Origin of the sequence: Serratia sp. (in: enterobacteria), from assembly GCF_051654945.1 — a bacterium.
In the GTDB taxonomy this organism is placed as follows: Bacteria; Pseudomonadota; Gammaproteobacteria; order Enterobacterales; family Enterobacteriaceae; genus Chania.
Genome location: NZ_JBOFZA010000072.1, coordinates 506439 through 529244, shown reverse-complemented (window position 1 = coordinate 529244; position 22806 = coordinate 506439). Strand labels below are relative to the sequence as shown.

The window sequence follows — 22806 nt, the reverse complement described above, 5'->3', positions numbered from 1 at the left end:
CATGCTGAGGTCAGATACCTGTTTTATCGGGTCACCACCACACTCTCTATTTAGGGGCAAAGATGAGAACAGTTAACCAGTTAATTAAGGAAATAAGCGCGTTAAAGTCCAATTTACATCAAAAGGACTTTTTACTGACGTGGGAACAGAGCCGTGATGAGCTGGAACTGGTGCTCAAGCTGGCGGAATCGCTGAAAACCATGCGCTCAGAAAATATTGCCACCAAGATTTTCAACAGTGGCTTAGGCATCTCCATCTTCCGCGACAACTCTACGCGCACCCGCTTTTCTTATGCCTCTGCGCTTAACCTGCTGGGTTTGGCGCAACAGGATCTGGATGAAGGAAAATCGCAAATCGCCCACGGGGAAACGGTGCGCGAAACGGCCAATATGATCTCCTTCTGCGCGGATGCCATCGGTATCCGTGACGACATGTATCTGGGAGCGGGCAACGCCTATATGCGCGAGGTCGGTGCCGCGCTGGATGAAGGGTTCGAGAAGGGCGTATTGCCACAGCGTCCGGCCTTGGTCAACCTGCAGTGCGATATTGACCACCCGACGCAGGCCATGGCAGATCTGGCCTGGCTACAGGAACACTTTGGCAGCCTGGAAAACCTGAAAGGCAAGAAAATCGCCATGACCTGGGCCTATTCCCCCAGCTATGGCAAACCGCTGTCGGTGCCACAGGGCATTATTGGCCTGATGACCCGCTTTGGCATGAAAGTGACGCTGGCCCACCCGGAAGGTTACGACCTGATCCCGGACGTGATCGAAGTGGCGAAAAACAACGCCGCCGCTTCCGGTGGCAGCTTCCAGCAGGTGACCTCGATGGCAGAAGCCTTCCAGGGCGCGGACATTGTCTATCCGAAATCCTGGGCACCGTACAAGGTGATGGAACAACGTACCGACCTGCTGCGTGCCGACGATCACGCGGGCCTCAAGGCGCTGGAGCAACAGTGCCTGGCGCAAAACGCCTATTACAAAAACTGGCACTGCACCGAAGAGATGATGAAGCTGACCAAAGGCGGCGAGGCGCTGTATATGCACTGCCTGCCAGCGGATATCACCGACGTCTCGTGCAGCGAAGGGGAAGTCTGCGCCAGCGTGTTCGAGAAATACCGCATCGCCACCTATAAGGAAGCCAGCTGGAAGCCTTACATCATCGCGGCAATGATCATGGCGCGCAAATTCTCCAACCCGGGCCTGGTGTTGGATCAATTACTGAAAGAAGCAGAAAAACGCATTAAATAAATTTACCTGGTCAGGGATACCGGGCGGTGTCCCTGCAAGGTGAAAGCTTAATGCGACCAGAAGAGGTAGCGGTTATGTCGGTTTTTTCATTGAAAGTGGCGATTGAGGATAACCGTTATTTTAACGGCGAAACCTCCCCTCTGTTCTCCAAGGCACAAGCGCAGCAAGCGCGTGAGTTTCATAAAAAGATTACGGGCTATCAGCCAACGCCGTTATGCGCGTTGGACGATCTCGCTCAGCTGTTTGGCGTGCGCAAAATCCTGGTAAAAGACGAGTCCAAACGCTTTGGCTTGAACGCCTTCAAAATGCTCGGTGGCGCTTATGCCATCGCCCAGTTGCTGTGTGAAAAGTACAAGCTTGATATTAATGCGTTTTCCTTCGAAAAATTCAAAGCCATGGCGACCGGGAAGATGACCTTCGCCACCACCACCGACGGCAACCATGGCCGGGGTGTTGCCTGGGCGGCACAACAGTTGGGGCAGCATGCCGTGGTGTACATGCCCAAAGGTTCGGCGCAGGAGCGGGTGGATCACATTCTCAACCTCGGTGCCGAGTGCATCGTTACCGACATGAACTACGACGATACCGTACGCCTGACCATGAGAACGGCCCAGGAGCGCGGCTGGGAGGTTGTGCAAGACACCGCCTGGGAAGGTTATACCAAGATCCCGACCTGGATCATGCAGGGCTACGCCACGCTGGCAGATGAAGCGGCCGAACAGATGCGGCAGATGAATATCGAGCGGCCAACTCACGTGCTGTTGCAGGCCGGCGTCGGGGCGATGGCGGCAGGTGTGCTGGGCTATCTGGTGGACGTGTTTGGCGCAGACAAGCTGCATTCGGTGATTGTTGAACCCGAGTTGGCCGACTGCGTTTATCGCTCAGGGGTAAAAGGGGAAATCGTCAACGTGGGCGGCGATATGGCCACCATCATGGCCGGTCTGGCCTGTGGTGAGCCTAACCCCTTGGGCTGGCCGCTGTTACGTAACTGTGCCACCCAGTTTATTTCCTGCCAGGACAGCGTGGCGGCGTTAGGGATGCGCGTGCTGGGCAATCCGCTGGGTAACGACCCGCGCATTATCTCCGGCGAGTCCGGTGCGGTTGGGTTGGGAGTGCTGGCCGCGGTACATCACAGCCCGCAACGTGCGCAGCTGATGCAGAAACTTGGTCTGGATAGTCAGTCGGTGGTGCTGTTGATCAGCTCCGAAGGGGACACCGACGTCAAACATTATCGCGAAGTGGTATGGGAAGGAAAACATCCCGTCTAAAAATACCCGTCGTCTTTCAAGCTGCAGCGTTGTTACCTGCGCTATCTCACCCCAGTCACTTACTAAAAGTAAGCTCCTGGGGATGAGATAGCTTGTCGCCTAGCTGCAACTCGAAATCCATAGGGTATTACAGAGTTTTAACATTTCGCGCGGTTTATAAGCTGTAAAACTGGAGAAACAACAGAATGGCAAAGCAAATTCCTTTTGAGTTGGTGTTAGAGAAAGCCTACCAATACAAAGATGAGATGACGCGCTTCCTGCGGGACATGATCGCCATCCCGAGTGAAAGCTGTGATGAAAAGCTGGTGGTGCTGTGTATCAAGAAAGAGATGGAGAAGGTGGGGTTCGACAAGGTTGAGATTGACCCGATGGGCAACATCCTGGGCTATATCGGCCATGGCCCGCACCTGATCGCGATGGATGCGCATATCGATACCGTCGGCATTGGCAACATCAAGAACTGGACCTTCGACCCTTATCAGGGCATGGAAAACGACGAAATTATCGGTGGCCGCGGCGCGTCCGATCAGGAAGGCGGCATGGCCTCCATGGTCTACGCGGGCAAAATCATCAAGGATCTGGGGCTGGAAGATCAATATACGCTGCTGGTGACGGGTACGGTGCAGGAAGAAGACTGCGACGGCCTGTGCTGGCAGTACATCATCGAGCAATCCAACATCCGGCCAGAGTTTGTCATCAGCACCGAACCGACCGACTGCCAAATCTATCGTGGTCAGCGTGGGCGTATGGAAATCCGCATCGATGTGCAAGGTATCAGTTGCCACGGTTCGGCACCGGAGCGCGGAGATAACGCTATCTTCAAAATGGGCCCGATCCTTAACGAACTGCAAGAACTGTCCGGCAAGCTTGGCCACGATGACTTCCTGGGCAAAGGTACGCTCACCGTTTCAGAGATTTTCTTCACCTCACCCAGCCGTTGCGCGGTAGCAGACAGCTGTGCGGTGTCGATCGACCGCCGCCTGACCTGGGGCGAAACCTGGGAAGGGGCGCTGGACGAGATCCGTGCGTTGCCAGCGGTGCAGGCAGCCAAAGCGGTCGTATCAATGTATGACTATGACCGTCCGTCCTACACCGGGCTGGTATACCCGACCGAATGCTACTTCCCAACCTGGAAAGTCGAAGAAGATCACATCACGGTGAAAACCTTGAGCAAGGCCTATCAGGGGTTGTTCAACAAGCAACCGGTGGTGGACAAGTGGACCTTCTCAACCAACGGGGTCTCCATCATGGGGCGTCACGGCATTCCGGTCATCGGTTTTGGCCCGGGCAAAGAGCCTGAAGCCCACGCGCCGAACGAGAAGACCTGGAAAGATCATCTGGTGACCTGTGCAGCGATGTATGCCGCCGTACCTTTGGCCTATCTGGACGAGTTGGCGCAATAAGTTTTGGTTGCCCCTCACCCCAACCCTCTCCCACAGGGAGAGGGAGCTAGTTCGGTGTCGTGGGTAGATCGTTAGTTTGCAAGATTTGATATGTGGCACGTTCGGTCCTCTATCCCTGTGGGAGAGGGAGCTAGTGCGGTGTCGTGGGTAGATTGTTCGTTCGCAAGATTTGATATGTGGCACGTTCGGTACCCTCTCCCTGTGGGAGAGGGTTAGGGTGAGGGGAACAATGAAGCAGCTGATTAAGAACGGCATTCTGGTTGATAGCGAGGGGCAGTATTCTCAGGATTTGCTGATTGATAATGGGGTGATCTGCCAGCGCGACACGGCGATCGAAGCCGATAGTCACTGTGAGGTTATCGATGCGTCCGGCTGTTATGTCATGCCCGGCGGCATTGATGTTCATACCCATTTCAATATTGATGTCGGCATCGCCCGCAGCTGCGACGATTTCTTCACTGGCACCCGCGCGGCGGCCTGCGGTGGCACCACCACCATTATCGACCATATGGGGTTTGGCCCAGCGGGTTGCACTCTCCATCACCAGTTAAACGTCTATCACCAGTATGCGGCCGGCAATGCGGTTATCGACTACGGCTTTCACGGCGTAATTCAGCATATCGACGACGGCATTCTCGAAGAGATGGCCAGCATGGTGCATGACGAAGGGATCAGCAGTTTCAAGCTGTATCTGACCTATCTCTACAAGATCAATGATACCGATGTGCTGCGCGCCTTGGGGCAGTTGCGGCAGGTTGGGGCACTGGCCACTGTCCACCCGGAAAACGATGCGGCGATCGCCTTGCGCCGCGCTGCGCTGGTGGCCGCCGGTAAAACGGCACCGATCCACCATGCATTAAGTCGCCCGCTGGAGTGTGAGGCGGAAGCGATTGGCCGGATGATCAATCTGGCCCAGTTGGCAGACAACGCGCCGTTGTACATCGTCCATTTATCCAATGGGCTGGGGCTGGACTATTTGCGTCTGGCACGTCAACGGCGTCAACCGGTGTGGGTGGAGACCTGCCCGCAGTATCTGCTGCTCAACGAACAATGTTATCTGCGCGACGATGGGGCGAAATACATCCTCAGCCCACCGCTGCGTGACCAGCGTGAATTGGATCGTCTGTGGATAGGTATTGCAGAGGGGTCGATTGATACCGTCGCCACCGATCACTGCACTTTTCCGTATCACCAGCGGCAAGCGATGGCGGCCGGGGACTTTACCCGCTGCCCGAACGGCCTGCCTGGGGTCGAGAATCGCATGATGCTGTTGTTTTCCCATGGGGTAATGAGCGGGCGGATTTCCCCTTCACGCTTTGTGGCGCTCACCAGCAGCAATCCGGCTCGGCTGTTTGGCCTGTGGCCGCGCAAGGGCAATCTAAGCCCCGGTGCGGACGCTGACGTAGTGATTTTTGATCCACGCCAATCCTCGGTTATTCGCCACGCCGGGCTACATGACAATGCGGACTATTCCCCTTATGAAGGATTTCATTGCCAGGGGATGCCGGTGCTGACGATGTGCCGGGGCGAAATCGTTGCCCGCAAGGGGGAATTCACCGGGCGACAGGGATACGGGCAGTTCTTACGTCGTCGGCCGTTTAATGCCCAGATTGCGGCAAAAATGGCATAACAGAATGCCGTGTTGTCCTTCGGGGTTGTAGTCAGAGGCAGGAGCTAAAGGGTGGCACGTTCAGTCCCCTCTCTCCTTGGGGAGAGGGTTAGGGTGAGGGGAGTTAAACTCCGCACTAAACAATAAGGATCAGCATGAACAAGAAAATAGTTCTGGCATTGGGTGGAAATGCTTTAGGTGAAGGGCTGGCGGAACAGATGCAGGCGGTGAAAACCACCGCGCGGGCGATTGTCGATTTAATCGAGCACGGCCACCAGGTGGTGGTTACTCACGGTAATGGCCCACAGGTTGGCATGATCAACCTGGCATTTGAGGCGGCGGCGAAAAGTGAAGCCCATACGCCGCTGCTGCCGATGTCGGTGTGTGTCGCGTTGAGCCAGGGGTACATAGGTTACGATCTGCAAAACGCGTTGCGCGAAGAGTTGCTCGATCGCCAGATCGATAAACCGGTGGCGACTTTGATCACTCAGGTGATCGTCAACGGCAGCGATCCGGCTTTCCTCAACCCCAGCAAACCGATTGGTTCGTTCTTCACCAAGGCCGAAGCCAGTCAACTGAGCAAGAATGGTTACACCATGATAGAGGATGCGGGCCGTGGCTATCGCCGGGTAGTGGCCTCACCCAAGCCGATAGATATTGTGGAGAAGGAAACGGTACGCGCCATGATGGCAGCCGGGCAGGTGGTGATCACCGTTGGCGGTGGCGGTATTCCGGTGATCCGTGAAGGCAATCATCTGCGAGGGGCCAGCGCGGTGATCGACAAAGACTGGGCCAGCGCCAAACTGGCGGAGATGATCGATGCCGATATGCTGATCATCCTCACCGCGGTGGAAAAGGTGGCGATCAACTTTGGCCAACCGAATGAGCAATGGCTGGAGCAACTGAGCATTGCGGATGCCCAGCGCTTTATTGAAGAAGGGCACTTTGCCAAAGGCTCCATGCTGCCGAAGGTCGAGGCGGCGGTAGCGTTTGCCGAATCCAAGCCGGGGCGTCAGGCGTTAATCACGGTGTTAAGCAAAGCCCAGCAAGGCATTGAAGGCAAGACCGGTACGGTTATCAGCCATTAACCAACGTCGACATTCCCCCTCACCCTAACCCTCTCCCGCAGGGAGAGGGGACCGAATGTGCCACGATTGACCCCTGTATCTGATGGCAGCTCAGGACTAGCTCCCTCTCCCCAAATCCATGTTCAAGGGATCCTCTGACCGTACTTGGGAGAGGGGGACGAATATGCCACGATTGACCCCTGTACCTGATGGCAGCTCAGGACTAGCTCCCTCTCCCCAAATCCATGTTCATGGGATCCTCAGACCGTACTTGGGAGAGGGCTGGGGTGAGGGGAAGACGAGAACCGCAGCAATCTTATCTGCGGCCTAACTTCATGATGGCCTCCAGCACCGCTCCGCCGATGGCCCGCGCCTTATCCGACACCGTGGTGTAGTCCGCCAGCGTGCCACGCGGATCGATATCACCGATTTTGGTGCCGGTTTTGACCTCCAGCCCATCATGCAATAAACCACGCACCATACCGGAGAGCGGAGCAATCACTGGCACTTCACCGCAGTGCGCCACGACATCGCCTTCCTGCACCAAATCCCCCAAAGCTACGCGACATTGCATTACTCCATCCGCTGGAGCACGGATCACCCGGCGCGTGGTATGGCCCGCGATATTGCCGGGAATACCGGTATTGGGATGGGTATAGCCTTGATAAATTACCCGGCCCAACGCGTGGCCGCGATTGGTTTCAATCACCGCATCACAATCAAGACCTGCGTTGAAGCCAGGGCCGAGGGCCACGGTGATCGGGGCCATATTGCGGTGGGTCCCCAGGTTTTGTTTGGCCAGAATGGCGTCCACCAGAAAACGGGGTTTGAGCTGCTCCAGACTGCGCGTATCCTCATCGACCAACAGCGGGATCTCGCCACGGTTGATGATGTCGAAGGCTTCATTAACGTCGTTTGCCAGGCAGGCGGTGACGCCCTCCACGCAAGTCTTGCCGTCAAACATGGCCTGAGCAAATGCTACTGTACGGCGGATGGCGGTCGGCTGGGCAATATCCAGCATGATGACCTGAAAACCGGCATGATGCAGCCGCAGGGCCACGCCGGTGGCGATATCGCCTGCGCCACGGATCACTACCAGTTTGTCGCGCGTTAGCCGGATATCATTTTTCATCATCCCGCCAGCGGATTGGCTGCGTACCTGCAACAGCTCTGCCAGCACGCTAATAGCGATTTCCTCTGGGGTCTCAGCACCGATATTGTAGCCGACCGGAGCATGCAGTTTGGCTAGCTTCTCATCATTCACGCCGCGCTGGCGTAGTTGTTGGCTAAAGGTCTGTACCTTGCGGCGGCTGGCCAATAATCCCAGATAGCGCAATGGCCGTTCGATCAGCACGTTTAATGCCTCACAGTCCTGATTGTTGGTGGCGATGATCACAAAGTTGGCCGGGTCAATATTCATCTTGTCGATGGCCACCGGGAAGGTCTCGCCATGAACCAGTGTGGTACCCGCCGGAAATAGCGCCGGATCAAGGCTTGCCGGATAGATATCGGCAACGTGAATATCGAAGCCCAGCGGCTTGGCGGCGCTGGCGATGGCGCGGTTAACGTGCCCGGCGCCGATCAATACCAGCCGCGGGCGCAGGCCATGCACGTCGATATACACCGACATGGCACCGCCGCAGTCAGAACCTACGGCATCCTGCCCGGTACGCGCCATACGGCCATGAAACACCCTGGCCTTGCGCTCCGTGATGGCGGCAATCGCCTGTTCAATCACCAGGCGCTCGATCATGCCGCCACCGATGGTGCCAATACAGTCCCCGTCGGCCATCACCAGCATCTGGCCGGAATGGCGCGGCGTGGAGCCCCGGCTTGCGATAATCTGGGCCAGCGCAAAGGGCCGGTTCTCTTCTTCTAATCGTGCCGCTTCGGCGAAGATATTCATTGTTACCTCGTCAATAACCTCAGAAATATTATCGTGTTAAGCGCCGTATCGCGTGGTGGATTGCCGGAGTCTCTTGCACTGTGCCAAACCAGATGGCGCTAAGCGCCAGCTCTGGCCGCAGCAGGGTATGCCAGCGGGCATTATCACAATGAGAAACCTGATTGATCAGCCAGACCCGCCGGGCTCGAGGTGGCGTACCTTTGAACATCCCCTCAGGGTGGGCGAGCAGGGTCTTGAATACCCGGCGATCCAGTATTTCGCCGGCACCGATCCCCGTCAGCGCCGAGAAAATCGCCCAACGGTGAATTTGCTGTGGGTCTGCGGGACGATCGATCACCTGGCCTCCGGTTAGCGCGATAACACAATCACTGCTGGAAGGGATGCAAGGTTCATGCCTTGCCGGGGCTTTCAGCGGTAATCCTCGGGAGCCGTCTGCCTCTACCAGGATCACGTCGAAAGTTCCACGCTGCTTGAGTTCGTCGATTTGCTCGGCAGGTAAACCGATGACCTTGTTATCCTGCGGCTGATAATGGCTGAAGCAGGCGGTAATGGATGGGGTGCGGCTGGCGGTGGGGGGCTGGCCTAACAACAGGCGGTGGTAGTTTGCGGGAGCGGGCAGGAACATTTTGGTGGTGGTAGTGAACAGTACACGCTTATCCTGGCGATAAAAGGCCTGCGCCAGCCAGTGCAGGGCGCTGGTTTTACCCCCGGCCCCAATCAGGGCGATCAGTAGCGGCTGGCTGCTATCGAGGCGGCAAAATTCCTCACTGAATAACTCCCTGAAGGTTGGTGTCATATTCCCCTCACCCAGACCCTCTCCCAAAGGGCGAGGGGATCGTTCGTGCCACGTTTTTATTGCGGTGTAATGCTGCTATTCACTCCAATCTCATCGCAACACCGAATCAGCGCCCTCTCCTTGGAGGGTTGGGGTGAGGGAGAAATAGCTGCGGTTTAGTGACAACTAATATGCCGTTTTTTTAAACCTGATAGGCAGTTTAATAGCTCCCAACCTTGATGTAATCGATATTTGGCGAATATTCATAGTTTAACGATTGCGGTCTCGCTTTTCGCCAAAATGTCAGTGGGACGTATCAAAGTGATAGTGAACGATGATTTTTTGATAATTGATTCTATTAGCGTAGGGGTGATGATTAAATGACTCTTGGCACTGAGTTTTATTCTCACTTGCGTTTGTGAGCCTGTTCACAAATAAAATTAACAATTAGAACTGCCTCACGAATTTAACCGCTGCCCAACCCGGTTGGGAGATTTGGCCTGATTGTTGCTGCGTTATGGCATAACCGATGTGGAAACTCATCATTCAGGCATTTCGTCGCAAGGAGATAAAGCTATGGGAGATATAATGCGTCCCGTTCCGTTCAAGGCGCTGTTAACCCGGATTTTTGATGAATATCAGACGAGCCGATCTATCTTTGGTATTCCAGAACAGCAGTTTTATCGCAAACATGACGATCGGCAGATTAACGTCTTCAGCGAAAGCTGTGAAACGCCGCTTGGCCCGGCCGCAGGCCCGCATACCCAGTTGGCACAAAATATCATTGTCTCCTGGTTGGCCGGCGGGCGGTTTATCGAATTGAAAACCGTGCAGATCCTCGATCGACTGGAGCTGGAAAAACCCTGTATCGATGCCGAAGACGAATGCTTCAACACCGAATGGTCGACCGAGTTCACCCTGCTCAAAGCCTATGATGAATATTTAAAAGCCTGGTTTGCCTTGCACCTGCTGGAGGCAATGTTTGATCCACGGACGAAGGGGGAAAGTAAATCCTTCATCTTCAATATGAGCGTGGGTTATAACCTCGATGGAATAAAGCAGCCCCCGATGCAGGCCTTTATTCACAATATGATGGACTCGACACACAATCCGCAATACGCCGAGTATCAAGCTATTCTGAATGCATGGGTGCAGGATGAGCGTTTTATTAATCAGTTCGCCTTATCTTCTCAGCGTGGGGCGCTGGCTCAGTTGTCTGAGCATATTCCAGCGCAGTTGGTCAGCGGTATTACTCTTTCTACCATGCACGGCTGTCCGCCAGATGAAATTGAAGCCATCTGCCGCTATATGCTGGCAGAAAAACGGCTCAATACCTTTGTGAAATTAAACCCGACGCTGCTGGGCTACGCGCGCGTGCGTGCCATTCTGGATACCTGCGGTTTCGATTATGTGGGGTTGAAAGAAGAGTCTTTCGAGCACGACCTGAAACTGGAGCAGGCGATCGCGATGTTGCACCGCCTGACCGCCCTGAGTAAACAGCAACAGTTGGGCTTTGGGGTCAAGCTGACCAACACCTTGGGGACGATCAACCATAAAGGCGCATTGCCGGGCGAAGAGATGTATATGTCCGGGCGCGCGTTGTTCCCACTGTCCATCAACGTGGCGGCAGTGCTTTCCCGAGAGTTCAACGGTGAGTTGCCGATCTCCTATTCCGGCGGGGCGAGCAAGTTTAACGTCCGCGAGATTTTTGACACCGGTATCCGGCCAATCACTATGGCGACCGATCTGCTCAAGCCCGGTGGCTATTTACGCTTGACGGAGTGTATGCAGGAGTTGGACGCTTCCGATAGCTGGCAGATGACGCGCATTGATGTCGATAAGTTACAGGCACTGGCCGACAAGGCCGTCAGCATGGAGTACACCCAGAAGCACTGGAAATCCACGGATCGCATCGATGCCGGTGGTCCATTGCCAATGATTGACTGCTACGTGGCACCTTGCGTAACCGCCTGTGCCATCAAACAGGATATCCCGGAATATATCCGGCTGCTGGGCGAACAGCGCTACGCAGATGCACTGGAGCTGATTTATCAGCGTAATGCGCTGCCAGCCATCACCGGCCATATCTGCGATCACCAGTGTCAGTACAACTGCACCCGCCTTGATTACGACAGCGCGCTGAATATCCGCGAACTGAAAAAGGTGGCGCTGGAGAAGGGCTGGGATGAATATCAACGCCGCTGGCATAAACCGGCAGGCTCTGGCAGCAAACGCCCGGTCGCCATTTTGGGGGCTGGCCCGGCAGGCCTGTCCGCAGGGTACTTCCTGGCGCGGGCGGGGTATCAGGTTACGCTGTTTGAGCGTGAGGCCAATGCGGGCGGGGTGGTGAAAAATATCATTCCACAGTTCCGTATCCCGGCAGAGCTTATTCAGCATGATATCGACTTCGTGGCCGCGCATGGCGTGAAGCTGGTGTATGGCTGCGATCCCGAACTGACCGTCGACAAGCTGCAACAGCAAGGCTTCGATTACGTGTTTATCGGTATCGGCACCGATAAAAACAGCGGCGTGAAGCTGGCAGGCAATAACCGCAACGTGCACAAATCCTTGCCGTTCCTGCGCGATTTCAACCTTGGCAAACCCATGAACCTGGGCAAGCACGTAGCCGTGGTCGGCGCGGGTAACACGGCAATGGACTGTGCCAGGGCCGCGTTGAAAGTGCCAGGCGTACAGGACGTTACCGTGCTGTATCGCCGTACGCTCAACGAAATGCCAGCCTACCGCGAAGAGTATCTGGAAGCGGTAGAGGATAACGTGCAGTTTATGTTCCTCACCAACCCGGAACACTTTGATGCCAACGGTACTCTGACGGCCAGAGTCATGACGCTGGGAGAGCCGGATGAGCAGGGCCGCCGTCGGCCGGTCGCCACCGATCAGACCCTGACGCTACAGATCGATACCTTGATCACTGCCATTGGCGAACAGGCCGACCAAGAGGTGCTGCATAAGCTGGGCGTGCCGCTGGATGAGGCGGGCTATCCGCAGGTCAACACCGCCACGGGGGAAACCACCCGGCCAAACGTCTTCCTGATCGGCGACGTGCAGCGTGGCCCGTCATCGATTGTCGCCGCCATCGGTAACGCCCGCAACGCGGCAGAAACGGTATTGGCACGGGAAAACGTCAAAACCCATCATGCTGAAAAATACTGGTCAAACGTCGATCCGGCGGAAATCTATCGCCGCAAAGGCAGTATTTCCGTGGCGCTGGTGGATAAAACCGAGCGTGAAGCCTTCGTGGCTCAAGAGGCCCAACGCTGCCTGGAATGTAACTATGTGTGCAGCAAGTGCGTCGACGTTTGCCCGAACCGCGCCAACGTGTCGATTGCCATACCGGGCTTCAAGGATCGCTTCCAGACCCTGCATCTGGACGCCTACTGCAACGAATGCGGCAACTGCGCTCAGTTCTGCCCGTGGCAGGGTAAACCTTATAAAGACAAAGTGACGATCTACAGCCTGCCGCAGGATTTTGCCAACAGCACCAATCCAGGATTCCTGGTGGATGGCGCACAGGTCAGCGTACGGCAGGACGGCAAGCTGTATCAACTGCGGATCGCCAGCGACGGGCAGCTTGAGCAAGCGCCGTCGGAACTGGAGGAGATGTGCCGCATTATCAGCCACGTGCACACTCATCATCATTATCTGCTTGGCCAGGTGGAGGTGTAATCATGCTGATCTTAACCAATGCAACCGCTGTGCAGCTCGACCCCGCCAGCGTACAGCACGGTATCGATATCGCTATCGAAGGGGCGCTGATCAAAGAGGTGGGCCAAGGCCTGGCGGCCAAATATCCCCATGCAGAAGTGCGCAATATGCACGGCAAATGGGTGATGCCAGGTATTGTGTGCGCCCATAACCATTTCTACTCCGGGTTATCACGCGGGATTATGGCCAACATCGCGCCAAGCCCGGATTTTATCTCCACGTTGAAAAACTTATGGTGGCGTCTGGATCGGGCGCTGGATGAGGAATCGCTGTATTACAGTGGCCTGATCTGCTCGCTGGAAGCCATCAAAAGCGGTTGTACGGCAGTGATCGATCACCATGCCTCACCCAACTTTATCGCCGGCTCGTTGAAAACCCTGCGCGCAGGCTTTATCGAAACCGGGCTGCGCGGCATGACCTGTTTTGAAACCACCGACCGCAACGGCGGTGAGCGTGAACTGCTGGCCGGGGTAGAGGAGAATATTGCCTTTGCCCGCTTGATCGATGTCGCTAAAAAGGCCGGCAAGGAGCCTTACCTGGTGGAGGCGCATATTGGCGCTCACGCTCCGTTCACGGTTTCTGATGCCGGGTTGGAGATGTTGCAAGCGGCGGTCAAGAGCACCGGCCGTGGTCTGCATATCCACGTCGCCGAGGATAGCTACGACGTGTCCCACAGCCACGATAAATATGGCAAGGATCCGATCGTACGCCTGGCGCAATACGATCTGATTGGGCCAAAAACGCTGGTGGCGCACGGTCTGTATCTGTCTGCGGCGGATATCGAGCTGATCAATCAGCACGATGCCTTCCTGGTGCACAACGCCCGCTCCAATATGAACAACCACGTTGGCTATAACCATCAACTGGCGCAATACCGCAATCTGGCGTTAGGCACCGATGGCATCGGCTCCGACATGTTTGAAGAGCTGAAATTTGCCTTCTTCAAACACCGTGATGCGGGTGGGCCACTGTGGCCAGACAGTTTTGTCCGTTTCCTGGCCAACGGTAACCAACTGCTGGCGCGCAACTTTGGTGCCAGCTTCGGTTGCCTGGCCGCCGGTTACAAAGCGGATCTGACCATTTGTGACTATCCGTCACCCACACCGCTGGCGGCGCAAAATATTGGCGGGCATCTGGCCTTCGGCATGGGGGCTGGCAGCGTAAACAGCGTGATGGTAGAAGGCCGCATGGTCTATCAGGATCGCGAGTTCCCGTTCGATGTGGAACCGATCTATGCCGAGGCGCGCAAGGTTGCGGCCAAGCTATGGCAGCGTATGGACGCCTTGAACTAAACCGGTCGCCGTCCTGCGAATGCCGGGGGCGGCTGACATTGATGAGGGTGAAACATGATTGAGCAATTCTATCGACCAGAAACGGTGCCGCAGGCGTTAGAGCTAAAACGCCAGTTTCACGATGATGCCGTCTACTTCGCTGGCGGCAGTAAATTAAACGCTACGCCCACTCAAACACGGCAAAAGATCGCTATCGCGCTATCGCAACTAGGCCTGGATCAGGTGAGTTGGCAGCAAGGGGCATTGCATATCGGAGCCACCATTACCTTACAGCGTTTAATGGATACCCAGTTGATCCCTCAGGCCCTGCGTGAGGCGCTGGGTTTTGTCTACTCCCGCCATATTCGCAATCAGGCCACGTTGGGCGGTGAGGTCGTCTCGGCGGCGAAGGATTCGGTACTGCTGCCGGTGTTGTTGGCACTAAGCGCCAAGGTAGTCGTGGGCAGCGGCAAGATGATGGCGCTGGAAAATTATCCGTTGTGTGGCGGTAATGAATTACTGCTGGCGGTGGTGTTGCCGGATCCTTACCGTACCTGCGCTACCCGTAAAATCGCCCGTTCAGCGGCGGGATTGCCGGTAGTGACTGCGGCGGTATCCCGCGATGCGCAGGCAAAAATTCGTATCGCCTTAAGCGGTGTAGTGGAACCCTCCCGGCTACGCGATGCGGAAAATAGCGGCCTGAGCGGCGCGGCGTTGGAGCAAGCGGTAGCGCAGATGATTTCACCGCCAGAGGACATTTGTGGCAGCAGCGCTTACAAGCGCTATATCACCGGCGTGGTGGTGGCAGACCTGTTGGCGGACTGCCTGGCCGCAGGAGAAAAATCATGATCAAGATTCACTTTACGCTCAACGCCATTGCGCAGGAAATGCAGTGTCAGCCCGGTGAGAACGTACAGCGGCTGTTGTTTAATATGGGGATGCATTCGGTCCGCAACAGCGACGACGGCTTTGGTTTTTCCGGTTCGGACGCGATCCTGTTTAACGGCGTGGTGGTCAACGCCTCGTTGCTGATTGCCGCCCAGTTAGATAAGGCTACGCTGACAACGGCTGAAGCCCTGGGGAGCTGGAACCAGCTCAGCCTGGTGCAACAGGCGATGGTGGACGTAGGGATCGTCCAGTCCGGCTATAACGATGCGGCGGCGGCGTTGATCCTGACGGATTTGTTGGCACGCATCGAGGAACCAACGCGTGTGCAGATCGATGATGCCTTGTCGGGCTTGTTCAGCCGTGATGCCGGTTATCAGCAGTTCTATCAGGTGGTGGCGCTGGCGGTGGCGCGGCGTAACGATCCCGCATTCCAGTCGCTCGCCGCTCCTGAGTTTCGTAGCGATCTGAACGTGGTCGGCAAGCTGTGTCCCAAGGTGGACGCCGCGAAAATGGTGCAGGCCAAGCCTTGCTATGTAGAAGACCGCGTGGCCCGCAATGCCTGCATCATCAAGATGCTGCGCAGCCCACATCCCCACGCCCTGATCACACATCTGGACGTCAGCAAAGCCGAGGCGTTGCCTGGGGTGGTACATATCATCACCCATTGCAACTGCCCGGATATTTATTACACCCCCGGTGGGCAGAGCGCGCCGGAACCCTCACCGTTAGATCGCCGGATGTTTGGCCAGAAGCTGCGCCATGTGGGTGACCGGGTGGCGGCGGTAGTGGCCGAGAGTGAAGAGATTGCGCTGGCCGCGCTGGCGTTGATCGAGGTCGAATATCAGGTGCTCAAGCCGGTGATGTCAATTGATGAGGCGATGGCGGAAGGGGCACCATTGGTGCATGACGAGCCGATTGTCTACGTTCACGGCGCACCGGACGATTTGGCCGAGCAAAATCAGGGCAGCGCACAGCGTGGCACTGAGCAGGTGACGATTAACTTCCCGATTGGTGCCAAACCGCACAGTAATATTGCCGCTGCGGTGCATGGACGCATTGGCAACGTGGAACAGGGCTTTGCCGAGGCGGACGTGGTGCTGGAGCGCACCTACGAATCCAAACAGGTGCAGCAGTGCCCGGCGGAAATGCACGTTTGCTACACCTATATGGACGGCGATCGGCTGGTGATCCACGCGTCAACCCAGGTGCCTTGGCACCTGCGCCGCCAGGTGGCACGCATCGTCGGGCTCAAACAGCATAAAGTGCACGTGATCAAAGAGCGGGTCGGCGGCGGCTTTGGTTCCAAGCAGGATATCCTGTTGGAGGAAGTCTGCGCCTGGGCCACCTGCGTGACCGGCCGCGCGGTCTATTTCCATTACACCCGCGAAGAAGAGTTCATCAGCAATACCTCGCGCCACGTGGCCAAGGTGCGGGTGAAGATTGGGGCGAAAAAAGACGGCCGCCTGACGGCGATCGACATGAACTTCCTGGCCAATACCGGCCCCTATGGCAACCATGCGCTGACGGTGCCCAGTAACGGCCCGGCGCTGTCGCTGCCGCTGTATCCCTGCGATAACGTCAATTTCCAGGTAACCACCTATTACAGCAATATCTGTCCTAACGGTGCTTATCAGGGGTACGGCGCGCCGAAGGGCAACTTCGCCCTGACCATGATCCTGGCGGAGATGGCAGAACAGCTGCAAATGGATCCGCTGGATATTATCGAGCGCAACCGGGTGGTTGAAGGGCAGGAATTGAAGATCCTCGGGGCGATTGGCGAGGGCAAAATGCCTACCTCGGTGCCAAGTGCCGCCAGTTGCGCACTGGAGCCGATTTTGCGCAAAGGGCGTGAGCTGATCCATTGGGGATCGCCAAAAGTGGATCAGGGAGACTGGCAGATTGGCCGTGGCGTGGCCATTATCATGCAGAAATCCGGTATTCCGGATATCGATCAGGCCAACTGTATGATCAAACTGGAGTCGGACGGCACCTTTATCGTCCACTCCGGTGGGGCGGATATCGGTACCGGGCTGGATACCGTGGTGGGCAAGCTGGCGGCGGAAGTGTTGTGCTGCCCGTTCTCCGAGGTGCATGTGATCTCTGGCGATACCGACCATGCTCTGTTTGATAAAGGAGCCTACGCCTCTTCCGGCACCTGCTTCTCCGGCAATGCGGCGAAGAATGCGGCGGAAAATCTCAGGAAGAAAATTCTGTTCCACGGCGCGCAGATGCTGGGCGAGGCGGAAAGCGACGTCACGCTGGTGACGCCAGGCGTGGTGCGGGGTAAACAGGGGGAAGTCACCTTTGCCCAGATAGCTCATAAGGCCGAAACGGGCACCGGCTTTGGTACCCTGGTAGCCACTGCCAGCTATATCACTGCTGACTTTGCCTTCCCGTTTGGTGCCAACTTTGCCGAAGTGGCAGTAAACGTGCGCAGCGGTGAGATCCGGCTGGATAAGTTCTACGCCCTGCTCGATTGTGGCACGCCGGTGAACCCGGAACTGGCACTGGGGCAGATTTACGGGGCCTCCATGCGCGCCATTGGGCACAGCATGACGGAAGAGATTATCTACGATCGCCAAGGCTCGCCGATCACCCGTGATTTACAAAGTTATGGTGCGCCGAAGATTGGCGATATTCCACTGGACTTCCGGGCGTTCCTGGTACCCAGCGACGATCGGGTCGGCCCGTACGGCGCCAAGTCGATCTCCGAGATTGGCGTCAACGGGGCTGCACCTGCGATCGCCATGGCAATCCACGATGCCTGCGGCGTTTGGCTGCGCGAATGGCATTTCACCCCAGAGAAGATCCTGAGGGGGTTAAATAAGCTGTCAGCCTAGTGCTCGTGTAATAAGTCGTGCCGGGATAATGGCAAATTTCAAGGCCATTATCCCGCTATACCGACCGAGTTAAACCGACGGTGGGTATAAGCGATTCAATATATTAGCCAAAAGCTAATCTGTTATTGCCGCCATAGATAAACGATGAGCTAAAGAAAAAAGCTCAGGCTAGCCCGTGGAATTCACATGGCGAAAGAGCAGGGCGTGGAGCAGTTAACGCGTGATTATTGAATCAGATGATCAAATTTACTGGCAGGGAGTAAAGCGATGTCTGATATACCTAATCCCAATAGCGATCTTATTTATCAGTTAGAAGATAAACCACCGTTCGACCAGTGTCTTGTTGGCGCGGTCACCCATCTGTTAGCCATTTTCGTTCCTATGGTGGCACCCGCATTGATTGTGGGTACCGCCCTGTCACTGCCGCCAGAGATCACCGCCTATCTGGTTTCCATGGCCATGATCGCCTCCGGGGTCGGCACCTGGTTGCAGGTGCATCGCTATGGTCGCGTCGGCTCGGGTTTGTTGTCGATCCAGTCGGTCAACTTTTCCTTCGTGACGGTGATGATTGCCTTGGGCAGCACCATGAAAGCCGATGGCCTGCATGTTGAAGCCATGATTTCGACTTTGCTGGGCGTCTCTTTTGTGGGGGCATTCTTGGTGGTGGGCTCCTCGTTTATTTTGCCTTATCTGAAACGGGTGATCACTCCTACCGTGAGCGGTATCGTGGTGCTGATGATTGGCCTGAGCCTGATCAAGGTGGGCATTATCGATTTCGGTGGTGGTTTTGCCGCCAAAAGTAGCGGCACCTTTGGTAACTACCAAAGTATCGGCATCGGCCTGTTGGTGCTGCTGGTGGTGATCGGTTTTAACTGTTGCCAAAACGCACTGTTACGGATGGGCGGTATCGCCATTGGGATTATCGTCGGCTATGTGGTGGCACTGTGCCTGGGGATGGTCGATTTCTCGGTAATGCACAACCTGCCGCTCATGACCGTGCCTGTTCCCTTCAAATACGGCTTCTCTTTCGATCTGCACGCCTTCCTGGTGGCAGGCACCATTTATCTGCTTAGCGTACTGGAAGCGGTCGGGGATATCACCGCCACCGCGATGGTTTCCAACCAGCCGATCAAAGGGGAAGAATATACCTCGCGCCTGAGCGGCGGAGTGCTGGCTGATGGCCTGGTATCGGTGATTGCTACCATGCTGGGATCGTTGCCGCTAACCACCTTTGCCCAGAATAACGGCGTGATCCAGATGACCGGCGTTGCCGCACGCCATATCGGCAGATATATCGCCGTGATCCTGGTGGTATTGGGGCTTTTTCCGGTCATCGGTCGCTTCTTTACCACTATCCCGGCACCGGTGCTGGGAGGAGCGATGACGCTGATGTTCTCAATGATCGCCATCGCCGGGATACGCATCATTATCTCCAACGGTTTAAACCGCCGCGAAACCATCATCGTCGCCACCTCGCTGGGCCTGGGACTTGGCGTTTCCTACGATCCGGAAGTGTTTCGTGTTTTGCCCGAGTCGATTTATGTCCTGGTGGAAAACCCGATCTGCGCGGGTGGGCTGACAGCCATTTTCCTTAATTTATTGATCCCGCTGAATAACAGAGAAACCAACGACGCCAGGGAAATTGAATTAGACGTGGCTCCGGCGGAAAAAAATACCGATTAACTTTGCACGTAATAAGGAATTCTAGAATGGAAAGTGAGCAATCAATCAAGGCCGTGCGGGGCAGTTTTCTCGATATCACCCGCACCGTGCAGTGCCCAGAAGAAATAGAGGGCCACCTGCGCTTTATTAAAGACGGTTTGCTGTTAATTCGTGATGGGCGGGTGGCGTGGTTTGGCGACTGGGAAGAGGGACACCACCAGATCCCGGAGAGCATCCGGGTGCGCGACTACAGCGGCAAAATGATCGTACCGGGATTTGTCGATACCCATATTCATTATCCGCAGTGTGAAATGGTGGGAGCCTATGGCGAACAGCTGTTAGATTGGCTGAACAAGCATACCTTCCCGGCGGAGAAGCGCTATAACGATCTGGAATATGCTCGCGAGATGTCGGCGTTTTTCATCAAGCAGCTGCTACGCAATGGCACCACTACCGCGCTGGTATTCGGCACCGTGCATCCTGAATCGGTAGAGGCACTGTTTGAGTCGGCGCGCCATATCAATATGCGCATGATCGCCGGCAAGGTGATGATGGATCGCAACGCACCCGATTACCTGCAGGATACCGCTGAAAGCAGCTATAGCCAAACCAAAGCGCTGATTGAACGCTGGCATAACAATGGCCGCCTATTGTACGCCATCACTCCGCGCTTTGCGCCAACCTCCTCACCGGCACAGTTGGAGATGGTGCAACGCCTGCGCCAGGAATATCCGGATACCTATCTGCATACCCACCTGTCGGAAAATAAAGACGAAGTCGCCTGGGTGAAAACCCTGTTCCCAGAGCATAAAAATTACCTCGATGTTTATCATCACTACGGCATGACCGGCAGAAAAAGCGTGTTTGCCCACTGCGTGCATCTGGAAGACGCCGAATGGGACTGTCTGCACCAAACCCAATCCTCCATCGCCTTTTGCCCGACCTCTAACCTGTATCTCGGCAGCGGTCTGTTTAATCTGCCTAATGCCTGGCGAAAACAGGTCCGGGTGGGGATGGGCACCGACATCGGCGCGGGCACCACCTTCAACATGCTGCAAACGCTGAACGAGGCTTACAAAATCATGCAGTTGCAGGGTTACCGGCTGTCGGCGTTCGAGGCATTTTATCTGGCGACGCTGGGCGGGGCCGATGCTCTGGGGCTGGCGGATACCATTGGCAACTTCAACCTGGGCAAAGAGGCGGACTTTGTGGTGCTGGAGCCGACGGCCACGCCGCTGCAACAGCTGCGTTACGATAACTCAAAAACCTTGATGGATAAGCTGTTTGTCATGATGACGCTAGGGGATGACCGATCGATTTATCGCACCTATGTCGATGGCCGGTTGGTGTATGAACGCACGTAAATAACCGTACTGCAATTTGCCAGGGTAGCTCACCGGTTATGTGAGCATAAACTTACAGAGGGCATTGATATGTCTAATCATTTATCGCAAGCGACGTCAGAAAAAGCGGCCGGTTCGCTAGATAACTATTTTAAGATCACCGAGCGGGGCAGCAGCGTACGACAGGAAGTGCTGGCAGGCTTGACCACCTTTTTAGCGATGGTGTATTCGGTGATCGTAGTGCCCGGCATGCTGGGTAAAGCCGGTTTCCCCCCTGCGGCGGTGTTTGTCGCCACCTGCCTGGTGGCCGGTGTGGGATCGCTGGCAATGGGCCTGTGGGCGAACTTGCCGATGGCCATTGGTTGTGCCATCTCATTGACGGCGTTTACCGCCTTCAGTCTGGTACTTGGGCAGCATATCAGCATCCCGGTAGCTCTGGGGGCGATCTTCCTGATGGGGCTGATATTCACCGCTATTTCGGTGACCGGGGTGCGTTCATGGATCCTGCGTAACCTGCCAATGGGCATCGCGCATGGCACCGGGATTGGTATCGGCCTGTTCCTGCTGTTGATTGCTGCCAACGGCGTCGGCATGGTGATCAAGAACCCACTGGACGGCTTGCCGGTGGCGCTGGGGTCGTTTGTTTCTTTCCCGGTGATGATGTCGCTGCTCGGCCTGGCGATGATCCTCGGGCTGGAGAAACTGCGTGTCCCCGGCGGTATTTTGTTGGTGATCATTGGTATTTCCCTGATTGGCCTGATTTTTGACCCGGACGTGAGATATCAGGGGCTGTTTGCGCTACCGAGCCTGTCCGGGCCGGACGGCGGCTCGCTGATATTTAGTCTGGATATCAAAGGGGCGTTGAACCCGGCGGTACTGCCAAGCGTATTGGCGTTGGTCATGACGGCGGTGTTTGACGCCACCGGTACCATCCGGGCGGTAGCCGGGCAGGCTAATCTGCTGGACAAGGACGGACAGATTATCAACGGCGGCCGGGCGTTAACCGCCGACTCCATGAGCAGCATGTTTTCTGCGTTGGTCGGTGCCTCGCCGGCAGCGGTGTATATCGAGTCCGCTGCGGGGACGGCGGCCGGAGGCAAAACCGGGATGACGGCGGCGGTCGTGGGCGTACTGTTCTTGTTAATCCTGTTCCTCTCACCGTTATCTTATCTGGTCCCTGGCTATGCAACGGCACCGGCGCTGATGTATGTGGGCCTGCTGATGCTGAGCAACGTCGCCAAGCTGGATTTTGACGACTTTGTCGATGCCATGTCCGGCCTGGTGTGTGCGGTCTTTATCGTGCTGACCTGTAACATTGTCACCGGCATTATGCTGGGGTTCAGTACGCTGGTGATTGGCCGCGTGTTCTCTAACGAGTGGCGCAAGCTGAATATAGGTACGGTGATTATTGCGGTGGCGCTGGTGGCATTCTATGCCGGTGGCTGGGCCATTTGATGGCATAGCTGAGTAGATTACTGACCAACTTGCACCCGATGCTAAAAGTAGGGGCGCTGCACTGCGCCCACTTTCTGCTGCAGGCGGGGAGTACGACCAAGCCGGAGAGGCTGATCCGTGAATTGGCAAGACGCGCGCCAAGGCATAAGGAGGAATTGATGACTATTGCAGAATATCTCGAGCAGAAAGGGCGAAAAGAAGGGCTACAGGAAGGAGTCCAGAAAGGTAAACATGAAGCACTTATGGAAATAGCCCGCGCCATGCTGGCGGATGGTCTCGATCTGGCTAGAGTGATGAAACTGACCGGCCTTTCAGAAGAAGAGCTGGCGCAAATCCATCACTAGCG

15 protein-coding genes are annotated in these 22806 nt (G+C 56.0%); 13 read left to right on the top strand and 2 right to left on the bottom strand.

The annotated features are described in order from the left end of the window. Positions 1–62 precede the first annotated feature (62 nt). From ygeW to arcC, 5 genes are all read left to right on the top strand, one after another. On the top strand, positions 63–1250 hold the full coding sequence (gene ygeW, locus ACRDCA_RS13040; protein WP_024529727.1) for a knotted carbamoyltransferase YgeW: 1188 nt from the start codon (positions 63–65) through the stop codon (positions 1248–1250). 74 nt (positions 1251–1324) lie between these two features. Beyond that, positions 1325–2518 (top strand): diaminopropionate ammonia-lyase, encoded by a 1194-nt coding sequence (gene dpaL / locus ACRDCA_RS13035; protein ID WP_438689890.1) that lies wholly within the window; start codon positions 1325–1327, stop codon positions 2516–2518. Between the two features lie 185 nt (positions 2519–2703). Then, positions 2704–3921, top strand: coding sequence for a YgeY family selenium metabolism-linked hydrolase (locus tag ACRDCA_RS13030; RefSeq protein ID WP_438689889.1), 1218 nt, complete (start codon positions 2704–2706; stop codon positions 3919–3921). A gap of 229 nt (positions 3922–4150) precedes the next feature. Then, positions 4151–5551 (top strand): dihydropyrimidinase, encoded by a 1401-nt coding sequence (gene hydA / locus ACRDCA_RS13025; RefSeq protein WP_438689888.1) that lies wholly within the window; start codon positions 4151–4153, stop codon positions 5549–5551. A 134-nt stretch (positions 5552–5685) separates the two neighbouring features. Then, entirely contained in the window at positions 5686–6618 is a 933-nt protein-coding gene (gene arcC / locus ACRDCA_RS13020) for a carbamate kinase (RefSeq protein ID WP_438689887.1), read from the top strand. 295 nt (positions 6619–6913) lie between these two features. Here arcC and yqeB read toward each other — a convergent pair whose 3' ends face one another. Both yqeB and yqeC read right to left on the bottom strand, forming a co-directional pair. Continuing rightward, the gene (gene yqeB / locus ACRDCA_RS13015) at positions 6914–8503 is read right to left on the bottom strand and encodes a selenium-dependent molybdenum cofactor biosynthesis protein YqeB (RefSeq protein WP_438689886.1); all 1590 of its coding nucleotides are present in this window, start codon (positions 8501–8503) and stop codon (positions 6914–6916) included. A 28-nt stretch (positions 8504–8531) separates the two neighbouring features. Further along, positions 8532–9299 carry a selenium cofactor biosynthesis protein YqeC gene (gene yqeC / locus ACRDCA_RS13010; RefSeq protein WP_438689885.1) on the bottom strand — a complete coding sequence of 256 codons (768 nt, stop codon included), beginning with the start codon at positions 9297–9299 and terminating at the stop codon, positions 8532–8534. A 555-nt stretch (positions 9300–9854) separates the two neighbouring features. Between yqeC and ygfK the strand changes: the two genes are divergently transcribed. From ygfK to ACRDCA_RS12970, 8 genes are all read left to right on the top strand, one after another. Then, the gene (gene ygfK, locus ACRDCA_RS13005; RefSeq protein WP_438689884.1) at positions 9855–12962 is read left to right on the top strand and encodes a putative selenate reductase subunit YgfK; all 3108 of its coding nucleotides are present in this window, start codon (positions 9855–9857) and stop codon (positions 12960–12962) included. A 2-nt stretch (positions 12963–12964) separates the two neighbouring features. Continuing rightward, on the top strand, positions 12965–14293 hold the full coding sequence (ssnA, locus tag ACRDCA_RS13000) for a putative aminohydrolase SsnA (RefSeq protein ID WP_438689883.1): 1329 nt from the start codon (positions 12965–12967) through the stop codon (positions 14291–14293). Positions 14294–14347: 54 nt separating this feature from the next. Next, a complete protein-coding gene (gene ygfM, locus ACRDCA_RS12995; protein ID WP_438689882.1) occupies positions 14348–15121 on the top strand; it encodes a molybdopterin-dependent oxidoreductase FAD-binding subunit in 774 nt (257 codons plus the stop codon). Beyond that, positions 15121–18000 carry a molybdopterin-dependent oxidoreductase Mo/Fe-S-binding subunit gene (locus ACRDCA_RS12990; RefSeq protein WP_438690151.1) on the top strand — a complete coding sequence of 960 codons (2880 nt, stop codon included), beginning with the start codon at positions 15121–15123 and terminating at the stop codon, positions 17998–18000. The genes ygfM and ACRDCA_RS12990 overlap by 1 nt, the downstream gene beginning before the upstream one ends. Positions 18001–18267: 267 nt before the next feature. After that, positions 18268–19683: a nucleobase:cation symporter-2 family protein gene (locus tag ACRDCA_RS12985; RefSeq protein ID WP_438689881.1), complete on the top strand. Its 1416-nt coding sequence runs from the start codon at positions 18268–18270 to the stop codon at positions 19681–19683. Positions 19684–19709: 26 nt separating this feature from the next. Beyond that, positions 19710–21026 carry a guanine deaminase gene (gene guaD / locus ACRDCA_RS12980; RefSeq protein WP_438689880.1) on the top strand — a complete coding sequence of 439 codons (1317 nt, stop codon included), beginning with the start codon at positions 19710–19712 and terminating at the stop codon, positions 21024–21026. 69 nt (positions 21027–21095) lie between these two features. Continuing rightward, positions 21096–22460, top strand: coding sequence for an NCS2 family permease (locus ACRDCA_RS12975; protein ID WP_438689879.1), 1365 nt, complete (start codon positions 21096–21098; stop codon positions 22458–22460). Positions 22461–22498: 38 nt separating this feature from the next. Continuing rightward, positions 22499–22804 carry an Rpn family recombination-promoting nuclease/putative transposase gene (locus tag ACRDCA_RS12970; protein ID WP_438689878.1) on the top strand — a complete coding sequence of 102 codons (306 nt, stop codon included), beginning with the start codon at positions 22499–22501 and terminating at the stop codon, positions 22802–22804. The last annotated feature ends 2 nt before the right edge of the window (positions 22805–22806 follow it).

Coding starts and splice junctions, on each gene's coding strand:
- ygeW (WP_024529727.1), top strand. CDS start 63: ATGAGAACAGTTAACCAGTTAATTAAGGAAATAAGCGCGTTAAAGTCC.
- dpaL (WP_438689890.1), top strand. CDS start 1,325: ATGTCGGTTTTTTCATTGAAAGTGGCGATTGAGGATAACCGTTATTTT.
- ACRDCA_RS13030 (WP_438689889.1), top strand. CDS start 2,704: ATGGCAAAGCAAATTCCTTTTGAGTTGGTGTTAGAGAAAGCCTACCAA.
- hydA (WP_438689888.1), top strand. CDS start 4,151: ATGAAGCAGCTGATTAAGAACGGCATTCTGGTTGATAGCGAGGGGCAG.
- arcC (WP_438689887.1), top strand. CDS start 5,686: ATGAACAAGAAAATAGTTCTGGCATTGGGTGGAAATGCTTTAGGTGAA.
- yqeB (WP_438689886.1), bottom strand. CDS start 8,503: ATGAATATCTTCGCCGAAGCGGCACGATTAGAAGAAGAGAACCGGCCC.
- yqeC (WP_438689885.1), bottom strand. CDS start 9,299: ATGACACCAACCTTCAGGGAGTTATTCAGTGAGGAATTTTGCCGCCTC.
- ygfK (WP_438689884.1), top strand. CDS start 9,855: ATGGGAGATATAATGCGTCCCGTTCCGTTCAAGGCGCTGTTAACCCGG.
- ssnA (WP_438689883.1), top strand. CDS start 12,965: ATGCTGATCTTAACCAATGCAACCGCTGTGCAGCTCGACCCCGCCAGC.
- ygfM (WP_438689882.1), top strand. CDS start 14,348: ATGATTGAGCAATTCTATCGACCAGAAACGGTGCCGCAGGCGTTAGAG.
- ACRDCA_RS12985 (WP_438689881.1), top strand. CDS start 18,268: ATGTCTGATATACCTAATCCCAATAGCGATCTTATTTATCAGTTAGAA.
- guaD (WP_438689880.1), top strand. CDS start 19,710: ATGGAAAGTGAGCAATCAATCAAGGCCGTGCGGGGCAGTTTTCTCGAT.
- ACRDCA_RS12975 (WP_438689879.1), top strand. CDS start 21,096: ATGTCTAATCATTTATCGCAAGCGACGTCAGAAAAAGCGGCCGGTTCG.
- ACRDCA_RS12970 (WP_438689878.1), top strand. CDS start 22,499: ATGCTAAAAGTAGGGGCGCTGCACTGCGCCCACTTTCTGCTGCAGGCG.